Consider the following 18,986-nt stretch of genomic DNA (forward strand, 5'->3'; position numbering starts at 1 on the left):
AACGGCAGATCGCCTCGGTCAAGCACGTCAATAACCATGGTTGCCCCGAGTTGGCACAGATGCCCAACATACTATCGGTAGAGGTCTTGGGAGACAACCGGATAAGCACGGAAACAACAATGCCTGATCTCGTTCGCCTGGGCGACGCCACCAATCACGGTGGCAAGGTGATCACCGCATCGCCGACGATGAAGTACGACGGCCGGGCGGTGGCTCGCAAGGGTGACCAGGTGTCATGCCCCAAACATCCCCGTGTCCAGCCCAATCTCATCGTTGAAGGCGATGAATCCACGCTGGACGAGGGCGTACCCATCGCCCGCCATGGCTGTCGCGCAATGTGTGGCTGCCAGGTGATATCCAGTCTCCTTTGAGCGAGTTCGATGCCCATTGAACTACCGGGCCCTGTGCCTGAGGAAGAGCGGCCGTCACCGCCTGGCGTAACGGTGTGGCTTTCGCTTCTGGTGGTTGTCCTTGCTGTCGGCGTCGCATGGACCCTGTTCACCTGGCCCCGCAATGCGTCGACATGGAACCCGCAGTTCTGGACGCGGATGTTGGGGTATCCAGCCGTCGCATGGTGCATTGCGTTCGGCCTCCGTTTGCACCGCTATGAAGAGGCGCGCAACTATTGGGCGGCAAGGGAGCAATGCCGACAGGATGACCACGAGGAAGCGATTGCTTTTGCGAGGGAGCCATTGGCGGTGCTGGGCTCCGCATATGCCTGTGCCATGGGCACAGATGGTGTGGCGGCACGCGTGCTGAAGAAAGAATCCGCCCTGCAGGCGCGTGCGCCGCGCACGCCTGGACCGGTCGTTCGTCATACGCAGGTCGAATTGGCTGAAGTCGAACGCGACGCCGATCGACTTGAATCAGCTTTCCGAGTGCTGATTCACAGGCTCGCACCAACGTTGCGCAGTCTGCCGGCGAGGGTGTCATTCGATGTGCGACTGCACTTGCCCGATGGCGCCGACCCGTTGCATCTGCTTGCTGCATGGTTGAAGTGTTGGGCCGGTTGCGGGCTTCGCCCTGCAGAGGCCTCGCTCGTTCCAGCCGATGAGGGGGTGATGGCTCTCGATACCTGGCTGGATGTTCCCGGCGGTCCTGACCTGGAACGATTCACGCTGTTTGTGGCAGTCCAGTTGCACGACAAGCCACCGGAGAACAGTGCTGAGGCAGCCGTTGCATTGCTGTTGGGCTGGGCGCCTCTGGCACAGCGGCATGGCTTGAAGTCCATCGCAATGCTGCATCGGCCTGTCGCCTGCGAGACGGTGGACCTCGCCACCTCGATTTCGACTGCCGCGCTGTATGCGAGTGCTTTGCCCGAAGAACTGAATCACCTGTGGTACTCCGGGCTGACGAAGGCGGACAAGTCTGCCGTGCTGAAAGATGGATCGGAGGTGGGCCTTGCTGCGGCGCAAGCGGATGACTTGCCTGGCATGCATGACATCGACGCCGCGCTTGGTGCCGCAGGTGTTGCCGCCCCATGGTTGGCGGTGACGCTTGCGATAGAGAACGCGTGCCAGAGCAGTGAGCCGCAAGGCATTGCGTGTCGGGAAGGCGGGCTGCGGCTGGCTGTTGTACGGCCTGTGGCACGCCAGGATGAAACGGAAGTGACCTGATGAAAATTCAAAGGCAGTGGGGATACACCATCGTGGTGGCCGCCATCGCAGTGGCGGCGGTGGCGTGGCTGTATATATACGGGAAGGCAGGCGAGCCAACGGAGCGCCTCCTATCCATTGCACTGATTGCCGCAATGGCGCTGTTGCTACGGGGTCCCGTCATGTCAGCGTGGAGCTTCCTGGCCCGTCGATCCGGCGAGCGCAAGAGGCATCTGCGTGATCCCGCTGCTCGAGATGGAACAGGCCATGCTGCCGACGGCAATTGGTCTGCGTGGCGATATTCGAACCTCAGGTTTGCACTGCGGGAATCGAGCCATCGCCGTTTGCCCCGTCTGTTGTTGACCGGCGACGCGGCGGCCATTGAACAATCCCTCCCCAATCTGGCTGCGCAAGGGTGGCTGGTAACTCCCGATGCGGTGCTGTTGTGGTGCGTGGTCGGCAAGGACGGGCAGCCGAATGCGGCCTGGCTCAAGGAAATCTACAGCCTGCGGCGCCGGCGCCCGATTGACGCGGTCGTGGTCGTGATGGACGGCAACGCGATGCTGCCCACGGAACGTCACGGTACCCACAGTACTGTGCTTTGCCTGGCTCGCATCACAGAAGTCCTGCGATGGTCAGCGCCGGTCTACCTGCTCGATGTCGCGCCAACGAAGCCGGTACCGGCAGCCGTGGTCCCGGTAGTGGCTTGTGACGTGCCTGCCTCTGGTGACGCAGCTGCCATTGAAGATGCCCTGCAAATCCTGCGTCACGATCTGGCGTACCGTTGCGTCAGGCCGTCGACCCGAGATGCGTCCGCGCGTTACCTCGGAGAACTCTCCCAGCATCTGGACAGCCGCAGCCTCACGCTGGCGGACTGGATCGCGCAACTGCTGCGTCGGCGGCACCCGGTGTGCGGTGTCGTGTTTGGCCCTCGCGCGATGACGCCGGGCCTCGAAAACAGGGCTGACAACGATGCCGACCTGCCGCTCTGGCAATACCTCGGCGAGGCCGCGCGGCGTCGCCCGGGCCGCAGAACCGCTCGGCACCCGATGACGTGGGGGGCGGGGCTGGCACTGTGTGCCGCTGCGCTGTGGATAACCGGCATGCTGATTTCCGGTGTGCGCAACGCTCAGGATGTGAGCATTGCACGCCGGGCGGCCCAGGACATCCAGACGGCCCCCAACGCCGCCGCGCGCCTGCGGTCGCTGGTGGTGCTGCAGCAGCAGATCGAGCGCTACGAATATCGCACGCAGCACCACGCGCCATGGCTGACCCGCTTCGGGCTGAACCGTGATGCTGAAGTCCTGGCGGCTTTGCGAAAGCCGTACGCGCCGGCAGCCCGGCAATTGCTGATCGAGCCTGCGCAGCAAAACCTGGAGGCCTCCCTTGTCGACCTCGGGCAACTGCAGACCACGATGCTCGATGACAAGTCCAGCCGCCGGGCCATGGGCGGGCGCGATGGCCTCAAGGCCTACCTGATGCTGGCCCATCCTGAGCGCTCGGAGCCCGGCTTCCTGGCTCCGCAACTGGTGCAGGCGTGGTCCACCGACGCTCGCATCACGCCGGGCGAAAAGCAGGACCTCGCCGAACGCCTTTTCCGGTTCTATGCGCAACATCTGCGGGCGAACCCCGAGTGGAAAATCGACGCCCGCTCCGAACTCGTCGCTGGCGCGCGGCAGACGCTGCTGGCGGTGGTCGGTGCGCGCAACGCGCAGGATACGGTGTACCAGCACATCCTCGACGGCGTGGGGAGCAAGTACCCGGACCAGTCACTGGCGTCGCTGACCACAGGCACTGACACGCATGGTCTGTTGCATGCCTCGGCCATTGTGCCAGGGGTGTTCACCCGTCAAGCTTACGAGGGTTACATTGCGAATGCGATAGAAGAGGCTGTGAAGCACCGCGACGTCAGTACAGACTGGGTACTTGCAGGTGCTCAGGCCAGCAGCAACCAGCCGAGCCTGTCCGCAGACGAACTGCGCGCGGCGCTTACGGAGCAGTACTTTGGCGACTATGCCGAGCACTGGCAAGATTTCATGAATGCGCTGCAGTGGGAGCCATCGGCGACCCTGCCTGCGGCAATCGGCCAGCTCAAGCTGTTGGCCGATGCGCGCCAATCGCCCGTGATCGCGCTGATGAAGTCACTGGAGTACCAGGGTGGCGCGGGCGTGCAGAGGGCGTCCCTCTCGGACAAACTGGTGAACAAGGCGAAGGACATGCTGAGCAGCCAGGGCGATGCCCGGCAAGCCGCCAAGGCAGAGCCGGCCGGTCCCCTTGACGCAGCTTTCGGGCCAGTGCTGCGCCTGATGGGCCAGTCCGGCCAAGGCAATGCCAACAGTGACCTGAGCCTGCAGCGCTTCCTTGACCGGGCCACCGCACTACGGCTGCGCCTGCAGCAAGTCAATGGCAGCCCCGACGCTGATGAACACGCGCGGCAGATGGCTCAGGCGCTATTCCAGGGCAAGGGCTCGGAACTGGCCGACACGCAGGCCTACGCGCAACTGATGGCGGCGAGCCTCGGCACGGAATGGGCGAGCATGGGCGAAGCGCTATTCGTGCGGCCCATTGCCCAGGCCACGCAGACCATCGTGCAGCCGGCCCAGGCGAGCCTCAATGAGGGTTGGGAGCGCTCCATCGTCGTGGTCTGGAATCAGCTTTTCGCCGGACGCTATCCCTTCGCCGATACGGTCAACGATGCCTCGTTGCCCGAGTTTGCGCAGTTTGTGCGCCCCCAGGGCGGGCGGATCCAGATGTTCCTGTCAACCCAGCTTGCCGGCATGCTGGAGTTGCAGGGCGATCAATGGGTGCCGACGGCCGCCGCACGAGATGTCAGATTCGATCCGGAGTTCCTCAAGTTCATCAACGTCGTGCAGCGCATTGGCGCCCGGATGATGGCGACAGGCGAGCCGCAATTCCGTTTCGACATCAAGCCGGTTGCCACCCCCGGCCTGACCGACACCGTGTTGATCATCGACGGTCAGAGGCTGCACTACTACAACCAGCGGGAAACCTGGCAACGGATGACCTGGCCCGCCGGCAATTTGCAGGACCCCGGCACCCGCCTGCAGTGGCAATCCGAAACGGCCATGACCAACAAGGGCTATGAGTTTGGCGGGCGCTTCGGGCTGCTGCGGATGCTGGCGCATGCGCACATCGAGCAGGTCGACGGGGCCACCTACCAGATCGGGTGGCGCGCGGTGCCCGACGCGGGTGCCATGGCAGACCGGCCAGAGGCGGCCAAAGCCCCTGAGATCCGCTTCCTGATCCGCAGCGAGGCGGGGCCGGGGGCGCTGGATATGCTGGCCTTGCTGGGCCTCAGGGTACCTCAGCGGGTCTTTATGACCGGCAAGGCGGCTACCGCGGCTGATGCCACAACGGCCACAGCCGGACATGGCACCTACAACGGAGCGCACTGAAGATACTGATCAGGCAAGTCAGTGCGTGGCAGGCGTGGCTCAACCGTTCAGCTCAACCATCCCTTCCGCTTGAAATACACCAACGGAATCGCCGCCGACACGGCCATCAACGCGATCGCCCACGGATATCCCGCGGCCCAGTCCAGCTCAGGCATGAGCTTGAAGTTCATGCCGTAGATACTCGCGATCAGCGTAGGCGGCATCAATGCCACCGACACCACCGAGAACAGCTTGATGATCTTGTTCTGGTTGATGTTGATGAAACCGACGGTCGCATCCATCAGGAAGTTGATCTTGTCGAACAGGAACGCGGTGTGGTTCTCGATCGAGTCGATGTCGCGCAAAATCTGGCGCGCCTCGTCCTGCTGCTCGGCCGACAGCAGCTGGCTGCGCATCAGGAACGACACCGCGCGGCGCGTGTCCATGACGTTGCGGCGGATGCGGCCGTTCAAGTCCTCCTCGCGCGCGATGGTCTCCAGCACGTCGGCGGCGGCGGCATCGGTGACGTTCTCGGCCAGCACGCGGCGGCTTGCTTCTTCCAGGCGTTCGTAGACTTCCTCGATGGAGTCGGCCGAGTATTCCGCGTCGGTCGCGTACAGGTCCATCAGTACGTCCTTGGCGTTGCGCACCGAGCCCGGGCGCATGCGCGCGCGCAGCCGCACCAGGCGGAACACCGGCAGGTCTTCGTCGTGGATGGAAAACAGCACGTCGCGCGTGAGCACGAAGGCCACGCGCACGTTGCGCGAAGCCTCTTCCTCATCGAGCAGGAAGTCGGTGCGGATGTGGATGTTCTCGTCCTCGCCTTCGAAATAACGCGCGGACGCTTCCAGGTCGCCGAGGTCTTCGAGTTCCGGCAGGGCGACGCCGTACGCTTCCTTGATCCAGGCGAGTTCCTCGTCGTCGGGGCTGACGACGTCGATCCAGATCGGCTTGTGCTGCAGCAGCTCGTTGCGCTCGTCGACCTGCTCCTGGGCGAGCCGGCCTTTCTGCAGGACGAACAGGTTGATCATCCCCGGGATTCCTTATTGCTATGCTGATTGCGACGAAAAACAAAGACAAGCGCGAAGACCAGCGCAGGCAGGCTCGCCGCATCCCAGGGTGGTCCGGACCGATTCAGTGCGGAATCACGGGCAAGCGTGATCGCGCTGCGGGCGGCGGCGGGGCCGACGGGCGCAAGGCGATGGCGTTTGCCTGGGGTGGCTGGCAAGCCGGGAGAGGGAAGATCCGCAATGGCACGGCACGCGCTTCGGCGGCCGTCGGCGATACGGAAAAACACTCGCCCGCATGGATTCTGCGGGCGATGCGACGAGGCGAGAGCGCTTGGCGGCTCCGGCGGTTCGTCTACGCAGCCCGCAGTGACATGGCATCCGACGACGCTGCGCTAACTACGTTATCGCGGCAACTCGAACACCCGATGCTACTGCCCACGTAGTTTCTCCGGGATTGTGATGGGCGCGAGTGTAGCCCAACGCAGGGGGGCTTGTTAAGTGAAATCTCCACGCGCCATGCCGGCCCGCAGTCGCCGCCGCAACAGTGGCACCAGCATTACCGAGGACAGCGCCGCGAACATCAGCGCAATCGCCGCGTAGTCCTGCCAGTGCGGCTGCTCGCCGAGCATCCACATGCCCGAGAACACGCCGACCACGGGGATGAACATGACCGACAGGCTCGACACCACCGGCGGCAGGTTGCGCGCGAGCGCGAACCAGACCAGGTGGCAGTAGGCGAACACCACGACGGCGTTGTAGACGATCGCGCCCCATTCGGCGGCGTTCGGCATGCGCCAGCCAGTCTCGAGCAGCAGCGTGCCGGCGGCCAGGAAGGGCAGGGTGACCGCCAGCATCCAGAACGTGAGCGTGCCGATCGGGATGTCGATCTGGGTGCGCTTCATGAGCTGGGTGCCAAAGCCCCATCCGGCGGCCGCCGCGAGCATCAGCAACGTGCCGGCCGGGCTGCCGGTCAGCGCGCGGATCTCGCCCGACAGCAGCAGGACGGTGCCGGTCAGCGCGCAGCTGATGCCGATCCAGGCCGATACGCCGATACGGTCGCGATACAGCACCAGGCCCCACACCACAGCCCAGATCGGCATGGTGTAGCCGAGGATCGCGGCGCGTCCCGAGGACAGCATCTTGACCGCGCAGATCGCCAGCAGGTGCCAGAACACCATGTTCGGGATGGCGAGCTTGACCACCGTGGCCCATTGCGCGCGCGGCACGCGCAGCGATTCGCCGCGCACGGTCAGCGCAATCCCCAGTGCGGCGACGCCGCCGGCCATGCACAGCAGCCGGAAACCCATGGCCGGGAAGTGCGCCACGCCGATTTTCATGATGGGCCAGTTGATGCCCCATGCGATGGTCAGGATGACCAGCAGGACGAGGCCGCGACGATCGAGAGACATGTCGTGGATGGCGGCTGTGAACTACGCCGCTCTTTGTTTTGACTTTGAGCGCAAAACGATAGCACGCAGCGGGTAAAATTGCCGGAAACGACATATGCTGCGATATGAGGGGGCCTATCCGTCCCAGCCCGCAGCAACCGGGTCGCCCGCCATACGCCGGCGGCGCCGGAGCAACCAGGATATCGAGTCACCCATGACCTTCATCGAGCAGCTGTCTGCCGCCTGGCAGCGCAACGATTCCCTACTCTGCGTCGGACTCGACCCGGATCCGCAGAAGCTGCCGCTGTCCCTGACCGGGGCGGGCGGCGCGATCTTTTCGTTCTGCCGCGAGATCGTCGACGCCACCGCCGACCTGGTCTGCGCGTTCAAGCCGCAGATCGCCTACTTCCATTCGCAGCGCGCCGAGGACCAGCTCGAACAGCTGATCCACTATATCCATGACGCCCACCCGGGTATTCCGGTGATCCTGGACGCGAAGCGCGGCGACATCGGCTCGACCGCCGAGCACTACGCGACCGAGGCATTCGAGCGCTACAAGGCCGACGCGGTGACCGTGAGCCCCTATATGGGCTTCGATTCGATGCAGCCGTACCTGGCCTACCCGGACCGCGGCGTGATCGTGCTGTGCCGCACGTCCAACCCGGGCGGATCGGATGTGCAGTTCCTGCAGGTGGATGGCAAGCCGCTTTACCAGCTCGTGGCCGAGGCTGCGAAGGAACGCTGGAACACCACAGGGCAGATGGGTTTGGTAGTCGGCGCCACGTTCCCGAACGAGATTGCCCGGGTGCGCCAGATCGTCGGCGACATGCCGCTGCTGATTCCGGGCATCGGCGCCCAGGGCGGCGATATCGAGGCAACGGTGAAGGCTGGCCGCACCGCTGACGGCACCGGCATGATGATCAACTCGTCGCGCGCGATCCTCTATGCCAGCGGCGAGAAGGATTTCGCCACCGCGGCGCGCCATGTGGCGATGCAGACGCGGGATACCATCAACCGTTACCGGCACGGCTAAGCGGTACCGGCGCTGCAAATAGCGCCCGCATAGCAAGAGGCCGCGCCCGACCGGGTGCGGCCTTCGTCGTTTCAGGCCTCGTTGCGTACCAGTTCCAGCAGCCCGCGCATCGCATGCTCGGCCGCCTGGCGGCGGATCTGTGCGCGGTCGCCCTTGAAACGCTGGGTCTCGGTGCGCGTGGTGATGCGGTTGCTCCAGCCGAAGCAGACCATGCCGACCGGCTTCTCGGGCGTGCCGCCGTTGGGGCCGGCCACACCCGTGATGGACAGCGATACCTGAGCGCGGCTGTTGAGCAGCGCGCCCTCTGCCATGGCACGGGCCACTTCCTCGCTGACCGCGCCGTAGTCGCGAATCATCTTGGCGGGCACGCCGAGCATCGTGCTCTTGGCCTCGTTCGAGTACGTGACAAAGCCGCGCTCGAACCATCCGGATGAGCCTGATACATCGGTGATGGCCGCAGCGACGAGCCCGCCCGTGCAGGACTCGGCCGTGGCCAGCATCAGCGATGTTTCGGCGAGGGCTACGCCGGCCTGGATGGCCAGTTGGTCGAGCAAGCGGCTGATGGACATGGGTGAAAAGTGCGTGGCGTTTAAGGAAATTCGGCGGGTGAACGTCGCGGTAAGCGTGGCGAAAGCGTCAGAACGAGCGCCACAGCGCGAACACCAGCAAGGTGTAGAACGCCGCGAAGATGTCGTCGAACATCACGCCGAATGCGCCGCGCAATCCCGGGCCTTTCAGCGTGCGATCGTAGTAGGCGATCGGTGCCGGCTTGGCGATATCGAACAGCCGGAACCACAGGAAGGCCGCGAACTGGCCCCACAGGCCAGTGGGCATGACGAAGGTCAGCACCAGCCAGAACGCAATGATCTCGTCCCACACCATGCTGCCGTGGTCGTCCACGCCCATGTCGCGCGCCGTGCGTCCACAGGCCCACATGCCGATCAGGAAGCCCGCGCCGATGATCCACAGCCACGTCGTCGGCTCGATCCACAGGGAAATCACGACGAACGAGAGCCACCCATAGAGCGTGCCTACGGTGCCCGGGCTGACCGGCGACAGGCCGGAACCGAAGCCGAGGGCGATCAGGTGCGCGGGGTGCGCGAGCATGAAGCGGGCCGTCGGGCGCGTGACCTTGACGGTCTGCCCGGCTTCGAGGGTCATGGCGGGGTCGCGCGGCGCGGCCGCGGGCGGAGAGGTCGACATCGGATTCGGCTCGTGTACTTATGTTTTATGTCCGCGGCGCCCGGCCTGCCAGTTTCCCGGGTTCCCTCCCGGTCAAGTCATGATGCCGGCGCTGCAAGCCGGCATCATGACACGCCCGCGCGCAGGCTGTCAGGGCGACGCGAAGTGGTCGAAGCTTGCGCCGGCATAGGTCACGGGGCTGCCATGTTGGTCGACCAGTCGCAAGCCGGGCTCCGGTGTGATCGTGCCGACGCGTGTCAGTGGCAGTTCCAGGCGATCCGAGATCGCGGCAATAGTTTCACGGTTGCCAATCGGCGCGGTGAAGCAGAGTTCGTAGTCGTCGCCGCCGGCGAGCACGCATTCGCGTTGCAGGGAGTCCGGCTGGGCCGCCAGCACAGCCGAACGCGGCAGCGTGTCCACGTCGAGCAGTGCGCCCACCTGCGAGCGGGCCAGGATATGGCCGAGATCGCCGATCAGGCCATCCGAAATGTCGAGTGCTGCATGTGCTACCCCACGCAGTGCCATGCCCAGCGCGACGCGCGGCGTCGGCATTTCCATGCGGGGGCGCACGCGGCTGAATTCGGGTTCAGGCAAGAGCCATTCGCCGCGGCAGTCGCCGAGCGCGAGGCGCGCGTCGCCGAGCGTGCCCGACACCCAGATATCGTCGCCGGGACGTGCGGCATCGCGTCGCAGGGCGGCGCGTGTCGGCACGTCGCCGAATACGGTCAGGCTCAGCGTGAGCGGGCCGCGCGTGGTGTCGCCGCCGATCAGTTCGCACCCGTGCTCGTCGGCAAGCGCCAGCATGCCGGCGGCTAGTTCTTCAAGCCATGCGGGATCGGCTTCGGGCAGGGCCAGCGCGAGCGTGAACGCGCGCGGCTCGGCGCCCATGGCCGCCAGGTCCGACAAGTTGACCGCCAGCGCCTTGTGGCCGAGCGCGCGGGGCGGGACATCGGCAAAGAAATGGCGGCCGCTGACCAGCATGTCGGTGCTGATGGCCAGATGATGGCCGGGCCGCGGGTCGATCAGCGCGCAATCGTCGCCCACGCCGAGCACGGCTTTGCGTACCGGACGCGTAAAGAAACGGCGGATCAGGTCGAACTCGGAGAGCTGCGCGCGGCGGATCGTAGACATGGGACTAACCGGGCCAGGGCGGCGCCGGCGCAAAAAAGGCGGATCGGGACAAGGATGGTGCCGTGCTCGCGGCTCGGCAAGATACTGCAGCGGGCGGCAGCATTGACTGTTGCTTGCTGTTCAAGGCCAGCGGCTTGGGGCATATTGTACCGAAACACAATGCTGGTCTTCGTCAAATGCTTATTGTGAAATAGTATTTCACAATATAAAATGCCGGGTCCAGAGGAAGAGATGGGTGGGCACGTGGAGCCGGTCCGCCGATCATCCGAAGCCCTGTCAAATGACGGTTCCACCGATTGGAATATGCGCCGATGACCAGCCCTCAGCAGTCCCCGTCCCAAGACGATCTGAAACAGCAGCAGCGTGAGGCGCTGCGCAAAGCGGCGCTCGAGTATCACGAGTTTCCGACTCCCGGGAAGATCTCCGTCACGCCGACCAAGCCGCTGTCGAACCAGCGCGACCTGGCCCTGGCCTATTCGCCGGGCGTGGCTGCTGCCTGCGAGGAGATCGTCGCCGACCCCGCCAACTCCTTCCGCTACACCGCGCGCGGCAACCTGGTGGCCGTGATCACCAACGGCACCGCCGTGCTGGGCCTGGGCGACATTGGCGCCGCGGCGTCCAAGCCGGTCATGGAAGGCAAGGCCGGCCTGTTCAAGAAGTTCGCCGGCATCGACGTCTTTGACATCGAAGTCGACGAAAAAGACCCCGAAAAGCTCGTGCAGGTGATTGCTGCGCTGGAGCCGACCTTCGGCGGCATCAACCTCGAAGACATCAAGGCACCGGAATGCTTCTACGTCGAGCGCAAGCTGCGCGAGAAGATGAAGATCCCGGTCTTCCACGATGACCAGCACGGTACCGCCATCGTCGTGGCCGCCGCCGTCATCAATGGCCTGAAGGTCGTCGGCAAGGACATCAAGAGCGTCAAGCTGGTGGCTTCGGGCGCCGGCGCCGCCGCGCTGGCCTGCCTGGACCTGCTGGTCGACCTGGGCCTGCCGATCGAGAACGTCTGGGTGACGGATCTGGCCGGCGTGGTCTACGAAGGCCGTACCGAGCTGATGGACCCCGAAAAGGCCCGCTTCTGCCAGAAGACCGACAAGCGCAAGCTCGGTGAAGTGATCGACGGCGCCGACATTTTCCTCGGCCTGTCCGCTGCTGGCGTGCTCAAGCAGGACATGGTCCAGCGCATGGGCGAGAAGCCGCTGGTGCTGGCCCTGGCCAACCCGAACCCGGAAATCGCGCCGGAACTGGTCAAGGAAGTCCGCCCGGACGCCATTATGGCGACCGGCCGTACCGACTACCCGAACCAGGTCAACAACGTCCTGTGCTTCCCGTTCATCTTCCGCGGTGCGCTCGATTGCGGTGCGACCACTATCACGCGTGAGATGGAAATCGCCGCGGCGAATGCGATCGCCGAACTGGCTCGCCAGGAGCAGAGCGATATCGTGGCCACGGCCTACGGCATCCAGGACCTGGCGTTTGGTCCGGAATACCTGATCCCGAAGCCGTTCGATCCGCGCCTGATCGTGTGGGTGGCCCCGGCCGTGGCGGAAGCCGCCATGAAGTCCGGCGTGGCCTCGCGTCCGATCGAGGACATGGACGCGTACCGCCTGCAGCTGCAGCAGTTCGTGTACCACTCGGGCACGCTGATGAAGCCGATCTACGCCGCCGCCCGCAAGGTCGAGATGGCGAAGAAGCGCATCGTCTTCGCCGAGGGCGAGGAAGAGCGCGTGCTGCGCGCCGTGCAGGTGGTCGTCGATGAAAAGCTGGCCAACCCGATCCTGATCGGCCGCCCGGCGGTGCTGCAGCATCGCATCGAGCGCTTTGGCCTGCGCCTGCGTCCGGGCGTGGACTTCGCCGTGGTCAACCCCGAGCACGACGAGCGCTTCCGCGATTATTCGGATACGTATTACCGCATGATGGCGCGCGAAGGCGTTACGCCGCAGTACGCCAAGCTCGAACTGCGCCGCCGCACCACGCTGATCGGCGCCATGCTGGTCAAGCAGGGCGAGGCCGACGGCATGATCTGCGGCACCGTCAGCAATACGGCGGCGCACCTGCGCTACATCGACCAGGTGCTGGGCGGGACCAACAAGGTCTACGCGGCCATGAACGGCCTCGTGCTGCCGGGCCGCCAGATTTTCCTGGTGGATACCCACGTGAACGTGGATCCGACCGCCGACGAACTGGCCGAGATCACGCTGATGGCGGCCGAAGAGCTCAAGCGCTTCGGCATCGAGCCCAAGGTGGGGCTGCTGTCGCACTCGAACTTCGGGTCGTCCGAAGCGCCTTCGGCCCGCAAGATGCGCGATACGCTCGCGATCCTGCGCGAACGCGCACCGGAGCTCGAAGTCGACGGTGAAATGCACGGCGACAGCGCGCTGGACGAGAAGCTGCGCAATACCCTGGTGCCGGACGGCACGCTCAAGGGCGAGGCGAACCTGCTGGTCTGCCCGAACATTGACGCGGCCAATATCTCGTACAACCTGCTGAAGGTTGCGGCGGGCAACAACGTCGCCATCGGTCCGATTTTGCTCGGCGTGAAGGCGCCGGTGCACATCCTGACCCCGTCGGCAACGGTGCGACGCATCGTCAACATGACGTCGCTGGTCGTGGTCGACGCTGCTGCCAAGCGCTAAGCCGCAGTACGGTTCCATGTCGCGGAAAAGCCGGGCTTGCCCGGCTTTTTTTCGCTTTGCGGCTGGCCGTTAGTATGCGCACACATCCTATTAACACATTGAAACAATTGAGGATTTCGCGCTGGCGCTGAGCCGGGATTGATTAATTGCTTGCATACGCGTACCCTTACGCCCTTGATACAGGCGCTCGCCACGGGCGCTCCGGTGCGGTCGGCGGCAGGTAAGCCGGCCAGGGTGGCCCGGATACTTGTCTACCCAGCAGGCGGCAGGCTCGATTTCCGGTTCAACCAAGACAGACCAACGTGGGTTTCCAGATTCCCGTGATACAGCAGCGGCAACCGCTGCCCGTGCGCGGCCGGCGCTTGCTGGCGCAGGCGTTGTCAGGCATGGTCCTGGCATTGGCGTTCATGCAGCCGTCGCTGGCCAGGCAACAACAGGCCGAGGGACTGGCGGGAACCATTGCCGTGCAGCAATTGCCCAATGAGGCACGGCAGACGCTGGAGCGTATCGAGGCCGGCGGCCCGTTTCCCTATGAGAAGGACGGTACGCGGTTCGGCAACTATGAACGCGCCCTCCCTCAACAACAACGCGGTTACTACCGTGAATATACGGTCAAGAGCCAGAATAGCCGGAACCGGGGAGCAAAGCGGATCGTTTGCGGTGGCGACCAGCGCGCGGCGAACGACTGCTACTACACAGAAGACCACTACAACAGCTTCAAACGGATAACCAAATGATGACTGACATTTTCGGATTGGGCGACGCCCTTGCCGCCCGCGAAGAGCGCGGCGCCGGAGATGGCTGGCAGCGGGCGCAGCATCAGGCCCAGAACCTTTACGACAACGTGCTGATGATGCCGCGCCAAGAGCTCACGCACAGACTTCCGCCCGCTGCCCCGGCCGCCGTGCCGGCTATCGCAAGCTGGGCCGACGGGGCCGAGGGAGCCATGAACCTGTTCAAGTCGGTGCGACCGAACATTGTCCAGTCGATCCGCGCATTCCGCGTGCCCGATCTTGCCCAGGCGGCGGCCGACCTTGGCCAGCATTTCCTGTACGCAAACTGTGCCCATTGCGCGAGCAAGGCAGAAGTTCTGGAAACGATCGCCACGTCGTTCACGTTCCCCAAGCATTTCGGCAAGAATTTCGATGCGCTGGCGGACTGCCTGACCGACATGATCTACAAGGCCGGCCAGCAGCCGGGCTTCGTGATCGTGCTCGAAGGCCTGCCGATCGCACAGAAATTTGACAAGGAAGGGCGCGAAGTGCTGCTGGACGTCTTCCGCGACGCCGCCGAATTCTGGGGCGAGCGCAAGGTCCAGTTCCGGGTGTTCTATTCGTTTGCCTGATCGTTGATGGCTAATTCCTGACAGCCTGCCGGGCTGAATGCCTGACGGGACAGAAATCAAACAGCCCGCGACCGTCCATGACGGCGCGGGCTTTTGCTTGATGGCAGGCCGATCAGGATTGTGACGGCACGTGGCCGTGCGGGGTCAGGCGATCGATCAGTTCGGGCAGGCCTTCGCTTAGCTGCGCTGCGACGTCTTCCTGCGACATGCCCGTGGAACTGGCCAGCGAGTCGAGTGCGCCTGTGTTGCCCAGCGCATCGCTCAGGGCAGAAGGCGTGACCGGCTGGTTGGCGCCGGAGCCGATCCACGAATCTACCTGCTCGCCGAGGCCTGCTTGCGCGAGCACGTTGCGCAGCGCGCCGATGCCGCCGGCCGCAGCGCCGAGTGCCTGACTGTTCGCCGGGGCACCACCTTGTCCGCCCAGCAAGCCGCCGAGCAGCGAGCCAAGGTCCAGGCCACCACCGGGGGCCGCGCCCGAGCCGCCCGTCAGGCCGCCCAGCAAGCCGCCAAGGCTGCCCAGTCCGCCGAGTCCGTCGTCCGTGGTGGCTGGCGCAGGATCTCCCGCAGCGCCGCTCTTGTGGCGCATGGCCATCATCGCCAGCAGGCCCAGCGCCATCATCAGCTTCGGGTTCAGCCCGCCTGCGGCGGCTTCACCTTCCCCCTGGCGCGCGCCGCCGAGTTGCCCGAGCACCCCGCCCAGCACGCTATCGAGTAGTCCCATGGTCGACTCCTTTGTCATGAAGGATGGCGTGCGCCGCCATCAGAATCCGCCCAGCAAGGCGTTCAGCGTTGCCAGGCAGGCAAGCCCGGCGGTTTCGGTGCGCAGGATGCGTGGGCCGAGTGACACGGCGGTGAAGCCCGCGCGCAGTGCGGCATCTTCCTCTTCCGGCGCCAGGCCGCCTTCCGGCCCGATCAGCAGCGTGACGCCGCTTGCCAGCAGGCTTTCCTTGTTCGCCGTGGCATACGCCGGCAGCGACTGGTCGGCACGTGGCGACACCAGGAGCCGGTTGCCTTCGCCCGAGGCACGCAGCCACATATCCAAGTTAGTTACCGGCGCGACGGCCGGCAAGCGATTGCGTCCGCATTGCTCGCAGGCGGCTTCGACGAGCGCCTGCCAGTGGCTCTGGCGCTTCTGCGCGCGGTCGCCGCTGAGCCGTACGACCGAACGCGCGGCCTGCAGTGGCTGGATGCCAGTCACGCCCAGTTCGACGGCCTTTTCGATCAGCCAGTCCATCTTGTCGCCGCCGGCCAGGCCCTGGGCCAGCGTGACGCGGAATGGCGGTTCCGTTTCCGTGGTGTTGCGCTCTCCCACGCGCGCGAGCGCATGGCGTTTGCCCAGGTCGAGCAGCGTCGCGGCGTGGCTGCCGCCGCGGCCGTCGAACAGCGTGATGGCGTCGCCCGGCGCCAGGCGCAGCACCTGCACATGGCGGACGACGGCTTCGGGGAGGTCGAAATCGGTACCGGCGGCAAGTGCCGCGTCGGCGCTGCCGACAAAGAAACGCGGTGGCATCAGCTGGTCTTGTCTTCCTGGTTGCCCGCTACGGGTTTGCCGAAACCCCAGCGGTAGCCGTCCGGGTCTTCGACCATGCAGTAGCGGTCGCCCCAGAACTGGTCGGCTGGCTCCATCAGGCTGACCGCGCCGGCCGCCACGGCTTGCGCATGCATGGCGTCGACGTCGTCGCAATAGACGTAGAACGTTTGCGGGCACTCCACACCGAGCGAGCGCGGCGTGCGCGCGGTGCTGCCCCAGGCGCCTTCGGGCGCAAACATCACGATCAGCTCGCCTTGATAGGACATCTCGGCATGCGTCGGCACGCCGTTTTCGTCGACCACGTGGCCGGCCGCGAAGCCGAAGGCGCGCTGGTAGAAGTCCAGGGCGGCGCGCCCGTTGCTGACGGTCAGGTAGGGAGTGAGCCTCGGGGTGTTGGCCGGTCTCGTCATGGTCGTCTCCTGTCGGGGAAACCTCGCGTTCCTTAAGGATGCGGGAGCGCGGTGCGAGTGTGCATCTTACGCGTGCGCGCCGGCGCTGTCGAAGCCCTCGCCCCGCGTTCCAAAGTGCATTAACGGCAATCTGCGGCCGCCGCCGGCCAAGTGCCTGTGCGATTACCGACTCTCGCCTGACCCGTCCGCCGGCACCGTTACAGCCGGATTTACCCCTAGCTTCTGCTAAAATTGCTGTTTTCCTGCCGCCAGGCCCAGCGCCCTTACGCCCGCATGTCCGCCCTTGCTCATCCCGCCACAAGTCCCTTTGCTTCCCAGCCTGCCAAGCTGATGGCCGATGCCATCCGCGTGCTTGCCATGGACGCCGTCCAGCAAGCCAATTCCGGTCATCCTGGCGCGCCGATGGGCATGGCCGATATCGCAGTGGCACTGTGGGGCCGCCACCTGAAGCACAACCCGGCCAATCCGCACTGGGCGGACCGCGACCGCTTCGTGCTGTCGAACGGCCACGGCTCGATGCTGATTTACGCGCTGCTGCACCTGACCGGCTATGACCTGCCGGTCGAAGAGCTGAAGAACTTCCGCCAGCTCCACAGCAAGACCGCCGGCCACCCGGAATACGGCATCACCCCCGGTGTGGAAACCACTACCGGCCCGCTGGGCCAGGGCATTACCAACGCCGTCGGCATGGCGCTGGCCGAACGCCTGCTTGGCGAAGAATTCAACCGCCCGGGCTTCGACATCGTCAACCACTACACCTATGTGTTCCTCGGCGATGGCTGCCTGATGGAAGGCATCAGCCACGAGGCCTGCTCGCTGGCCGGCACGCTGAAGCTGAACAAGCTGATCGCGCTGTGGGACGACAACGGCATCTCGATCGACGGCGACGTCGTGCACTGGTTCAACGATGACACGCCGAAGCGCTTCGAGGCCTACGGCTGGAACGTGATCCGCGGCATCGACGGCCATGACGTGACCGCCATCGACCTGGCCATTTCGCAGGCCAAGGCCAGCGACAAGCCGACCCTGATCTGCTGCCGCACCAAGATCGGCAAGGGCGCGCCCAACAAGGAAGGCGGCCACGACGTGCACGGTGCCCCGCTGGGCGGCGCGGAAGTGCTGGCCACGCGCGAAGCGCTGGGCTGGGCCCACGCCCCGTTCGAAGTGCCGGCCGATGTCTACGACGCCTGGGATGCCAAGGCCAACGGCCTGGCCCTGGAGAAGGCCTGGAACGCGCTGTTCGAAGGCTACGCCGACCGCCACCCGTATGAAGCTGGTGAATTCCAGCGCCGCATGCGCGGCGAACTGCCGGGCAGCTTCGACGCCGCCGTCGACGCCTTCATTGCCAAGTGCGAGGAAAAGGCCGAGACCATCGCGACCCGCAAGGCGAGCCAGAACACCATCGAGGCTTTCGGCCCGGTGCTGCCCGAGTTCCTCGGCGGTTCGGCCGACCTGACCGGCTCGAACCTGACCAACTGGTCGGGCAGCCAGGCCGTGCGTGTGGATGCCTGGGGCAACCACATCAACTACGGTGTGCGCGAGTTCGGCATGAGCGCCATCCTGAACGGTATTACGCTGCATGGCGGCTACATTCCCTACGGCGCCACGTTCCTGACCTTCTCGGACTACAGCCGCAACGCGCTGCGCATGGCAGCGCTGATGAAGATCCGCTCGCTGTTCGTGTTCACCCATGACTCGATCGGCCTGGGTGAAGACGGCCCGACGCACCAGTCGATCGAACACGTCGCCAGCCTGCGCCTGATCCCGAACATGGACGTCTGGCGTACTGCCGACACCACCGAGACCGCCGTGGCCTGGGCCGAGGCGATCCGCCGCGAGAACGGCCCGAGCTGCCTGATCTTCAGCCGCCAGAACCTGCCGTTCCAGCAGCGTGACGACGCCACCCGCGCCAACATCGCGCGCGGCGGCTATGTGCTGCGCGACGGCAGCAACCCGAAGACCGGCCGTCCTGACGCCGCGATCCTGGCCACTGGCTCTGAAGTCGGCCTGGCGGTCGGCGCCGCCGACCAGCTCGCCGCCGAAGGCGTGCACGTGCGTGTGGTGTCGATCCCGTCGACTTCCGTGTTCGACAAGCAGGACGCAGCCTACAAGGCCAGCGTGTTGCCCGCAGGCGTGCCGCGCGTGGCGGTCGAGGCCGGTGTGACGGATTTCTGGTGGAAATATCAGGTCCAGGCTGTTGTGGGCATCGACACCTTCGGCGAATCGGCGCCGGCCGGCGTGCTGTTCAAGCACTTCGGCTTCACGGTCGAGAACGTCGTCCGGACCGTCAAGGACACGCTGTAATAAGGTTCGCGGCGGACAACCCGGCG

The 18,986-nt window shown here is 65.1% G+C and carries 17 protein-coding genes; 9 read left to right on the forward strand and 8 right to left on the reverse strand.

The window, feature by feature from the left end; all coding sequences use genetic code 11:
• Positions 1–119: 119 nt before the first annotated feature.
• From KHO41_RS32210 to KHO41_RS32220, 3 genes are read left to right on the forward strand one after another with little or no spacing between them, the layout of a single operon-like run.
• Complete coding sequence (locus KHO41_RS32210) at positions 120–371, forward strand: PAAR domain-containing protein (RefSeq protein WP_211957344.1); 252 nt, start codon at positions 120–122, stop codon at positions 369–371.
• A 9-nt stretch (positions 372–380) separates the two neighbouring features.
• Positions 381–1,616, forward strand: a complete 1,236-nt coding sequence (locus tag KHO41_RS32215; protein ID WP_211957296.1) for a hypothetical protein — start codon at positions 381–383, stop codon at positions 1,614–1,616.
• Positions 1,616–5,011, forward strand: coding sequence for an ImcF-related family protein (locus KHO41_RS32220; RefSeq protein WP_211957297.1), 3,396 nt, complete (start codon positions 1,616–1,618; stop codon positions 5,009–5,011). Before KHO41_RS32215 ends, KHO41_RS32220 begins: the two co-directional genes overlap by 1 nt.
• 47 nt (positions 5,012–5,058) lie before the next feature.
• Here KHO41_RS32220 and corA read toward each other — a convergent pair whose 3' ends face one another.
• Positions 5,059–6,021 carry a magnesium/cobalt transporter CorA gene (corA, locus tag KHO41_RS32225; RefSeq protein ID WP_211957298.1) on the reverse strand — a complete coding sequence of 321 codons (963 nt, stop codon included), beginning with the start codon at positions 6,019–6,021 and terminating at the stop codon, positions 5,059–5,061.
• Between the two features lie 20 nt (positions 6,022–6,041).
• Between corA and KHO41_RS32230 the strand changes: the two genes are divergently transcribed.
• On the forward strand, positions 6,042–6,443 hold the full coding sequence (locus KHO41_RS32230) for a hypothetical protein (RefSeq protein ID WP_211957299.1): 402 nt from the start codon (positions 6,042–6,044) through the stop codon (positions 6,441–6,443).
• Positions 6,444–6,494: 51 nt separating this feature from the next.
• On the opposite strand, the gene KHO41_RS32235 is transcribed toward KHO41_RS32230, so the two are convergent.
• Positions 6,495–7,409, reverse strand: coding sequence for a DMT family transporter (locus tag KHO41_RS32235; protein WP_211957300.1), 915 nt, complete (start codon positions 7,407–7,409; stop codon positions 6,495–6,497).
• A 193-nt stretch (positions 7,410–7,602) separates the two neighbouring features.
• Here KHO41_RS32235 and pyrF point away from each other — a divergent pair, with 193 nt between their 5' ends.
• On the forward strand, positions 7,603–8,421 hold the full coding sequence (gene pyrF, locus KHO41_RS32240) for an orotidine-5'-phosphate decarboxylase (protein ID WP_211957301.1): 819 nt from the start codon (positions 7,603–7,605) through the stop codon (positions 8,419–8,421).
• Positions 8,422–8,492: 71 nt separating this feature from the next.
• Here the strand turns inward: pyrF and KHO41_RS32245 are convergent, their stop codons facing one another.
• From KHO41_RS32245 to thiL, 3 genes are all read right to left on the reverse strand, one after another.
• Positions 8,493–8,990 carry a CinA family protein gene (locus tag KHO41_RS32245; RefSeq protein WP_011298996.1) on the reverse strand — a complete coding sequence of 166 codons (498 nt, stop codon included), beginning with the start codon at positions 8,988–8,990 and terminating at the stop codon, positions 8,493–8,495.
• A gap of 67 nt (positions 8,991–9,057) precedes the next feature.
• Complete coding sequence (locus KHO41_RS32250) at positions 9,058–9,624, reverse strand: phosphatidylglycerophosphatase A family protein (protein WP_211957302.1); 567 nt, start codon at positions 9,622–9,624, stop codon at positions 9,058–9,060.
• A 129-nt stretch (positions 9,625–9,753) separates the two neighbouring features.
• Positions 9,754–10,734 carry a thiamine-phosphate kinase gene (thiL, locus tag KHO41_RS32255; RefSeq protein ID WP_211957303.1) on the reverse strand — a complete coding sequence of 327 codons (981 nt, stop codon included), beginning with the start codon at positions 10,732–10,734 and terminating at the stop codon, positions 9,754–9,756.
• 311 nt (positions 10,735–11,045) lie between these two features.
• On the opposite strand from thiL, the gene KHO41_RS32260 reads away from it, so the two are divergent.
• From KHO41_RS32260 to KHO41_RS32270, 3 genes are all read left to right on the forward strand, one after another.
• A complete protein-coding gene (locus tag KHO41_RS32260; protein WP_211957304.1) occupies positions 11,046–13,370 on the forward strand; it encodes an NADP-dependent malic enzyme in 2,325 nt (774 codons plus the stop codon).
• 386 nt (positions 13,371–13,756) lie between these two features.
• On the forward strand, positions 13,757–14,107 hold the full coding sequence (locus KHO41_RS32265) for a ribonuclease domain-containing protein (RefSeq protein WP_181184515.1): 351 nt from the start codon (positions 13,757–13,759) through the stop codon (positions 14,105–14,107).
• Entirely contained in the window at positions 14,104–14,715 is a 612-nt protein-coding gene (locus KHO41_RS32270; RefSeq protein ID WP_211957305.1) for a barstar family protein, read from the forward strand. Before KHO41_RS32265 ends, KHO41_RS32270 begins: the two co-directional genes overlap by 4 nt.
• A gap of 112 nt (positions 14,716–14,827) precedes the next feature.
• On the opposite strand, the gene KHO41_RS32275 is transcribed toward KHO41_RS32270, so the two are convergent.
• The 3 genes from KHO41_RS32275 to KHO41_RS32285 are packed head-to-tail and all read right to left on the reverse strand — an operon-like array spanning position 14,828 to position 16,656.
• Positions 14,828–15,436, reverse strand: coding sequence for a YidB family protein (locus KHO41_RS32275; protein ID WP_211957306.1), 609 nt, complete (start codon positions 15,434–15,436; stop codon positions 14,828–14,830).
• A gap of 39 nt (positions 15,437–15,475) precedes the next feature.
• A complete protein-coding gene (locus tag KHO41_RS32280) occupies positions 15,476–16,225 on the reverse strand; it encodes a 16S rRNA (uracil(1498)-N(3))-methyltransferase (protein ID WP_211957307.1) in 750 nt (249 codons plus the stop codon).
• Positions 16,225–16,656: a VOC family protein gene (locus tag KHO41_RS32285; RefSeq protein ID WP_211957308.1), complete on the reverse strand. Its 432-nt coding sequence runs from the start codon at positions 16,654–16,656 to the stop codon at positions 16,225–16,227. Before KHO41_RS32285 ends, KHO41_RS32280 begins: the two co-directional genes overlap by 1 nt.
• A gap of 273 nt (positions 16,657–16,929) precedes the next feature.
• On the opposite strand from KHO41_RS32285, the gene tkt reads away from it, so the two are divergent.
• Positions 16,930–18,960 (forward strand): transketolase, encoded by a 2,031-nt coding sequence (tkt, locus tag KHO41_RS32290; protein ID WP_211957309.1) that lies wholly within the window; start codon positions 16,930–16,932, stop codon positions 18,958–18,960.
• Positions 18,961–18,986 lie beyond the last annotated feature (26 nt).

Source organism: Cupriavidus numazuensis, assembly GCF_905397435.1.
Classification (GTDB): Bacteria; Pseudomonadota; Gammaproteobacteria; order Burkholderiales; family Burkholderiaceae; genus Cupriavidus; species Cupriavidus numazuensis.

What these genes read in the sequence shown, in the direction of transcription:
- KHO41_RS32210 (WP_211957344.1), top strand. Translation starts at nt 120, where the DNA reads ATGCCTGATCTCGTTCGCCTGGGCGACGCCACCAATCACGGTGGCAAG.
- KHO41_RS32215 (WP_211957296.1), top strand. Translation starts at nt 381, where the DNA reads ATGCCCATTGAACTACCGGGCCCTGTGCCTGAGGAAGAGCGGCCGTCA.
- KHO41_RS32220 (WP_211957297.1), top strand. Translation starts at nt 1,616, where the DNA reads ATGAAAATTCAAAGGCAGTGGGGATACACCATCGTGGTGGCCGCCATC.
- corA (WP_211957298.1), bottom strand. Translation starts at nt 6,021, where the DNA reads ATGATCAACCTGTTCGTCCTGCAGAAAGGCCGGCTCGCCCAGGAGCAG.
- KHO41_RS32230 (WP_211957299.1), top strand. Translation starts at nt 6,042, where the DNA reads ATGCTGATTGCGACGAAAAACAAAGACAAGCGCGAAGACCAGCGCAGG.
- KHO41_RS32235 (WP_211957300.1), bottom strand. Translation starts at nt 7,409, where the DNA reads ATGTCTCTCGATCGTCGCGGCCTCGTCCTGCTGGTCATCCTGACCATC.
- pyrF (WP_211957301.1), top strand. Translation starts at nt 7,603, where the DNA reads ATGACCTTCATCGAGCAGCTGTCTGCCGCCTGGCAGCGCAACGATTCC.
- KHO41_RS32245 (WP_011298996.1), bottom strand. Translation starts at nt 8,990, where the DNA reads ATGTCCATCAGCCGCTTGCTCGACCAACTGGCCATCCAGGCCGGCGTA.
- KHO41_RS32250 (WP_211957302.1), bottom strand. Translation starts at nt 9,624, where the DNA reads ATGTCGACCTCTCCGCCCGCGGCCGCGCCGCGCGACCCCGCCATGACC.
- thiL (WP_211957303.1), bottom strand. Translation starts at nt 10,734, where the DNA reads ATGTCTACGATCCGCCGCGCGCAGCTCTCCGAGTTCGACCTGATCCGC.
- KHO41_RS32260 (WP_211957304.1), top strand. Translation starts at nt 11,046, where the DNA reads ATGACCAGCCCTCAGCAGTCCCCGTCCCAAGACGATCTGAAACAGCAG.
- KHO41_RS32265 (WP_181184515.1), top strand. Translation starts at nt 13,757, where the DNA reads ATGGTCCTGGCATTGGCGTTCATGCAGCCGTCGCTGGCCAGGCAACAA.
- KHO41_RS32270 (WP_211957305.1), top strand. Translation starts at nt 14,104, where the DNA reads ATGATGACTGACATTTTCGGATTGGGCGACGCCCTTGCCGCCCGCGAA.
- KHO41_RS32275 (WP_211957306.1), bottom strand. Translation starts at nt 15,436, where the DNA reads ATGGGACTACTCGATAGCGTGCTGGGCGGGGTGCTCGGGCAACTCGGC.
- KHO41_RS32280 (WP_211957307.1), bottom strand. Translation starts at nt 16,225, where the DNA reads ATGCCACCGCGTTTCTTTGTCGGCAGCGCCGACGCGGCACTTGCCGCC.
- KHO41_RS32285 (WP_211957308.1), bottom strand. Translation starts at nt 16,656, where the DNA reads ATGACGAGACCGGCCAACACCCCGAGGCTCACTCCCTACCTGACCGTC.
- tkt (WP_211957309.1), top strand. Translation starts at nt 16,930, where the DNA reads ATGTCCGCCCTTGCTCATCCCGCCACAAGTCCCTTTGCTTCCCAGCCT.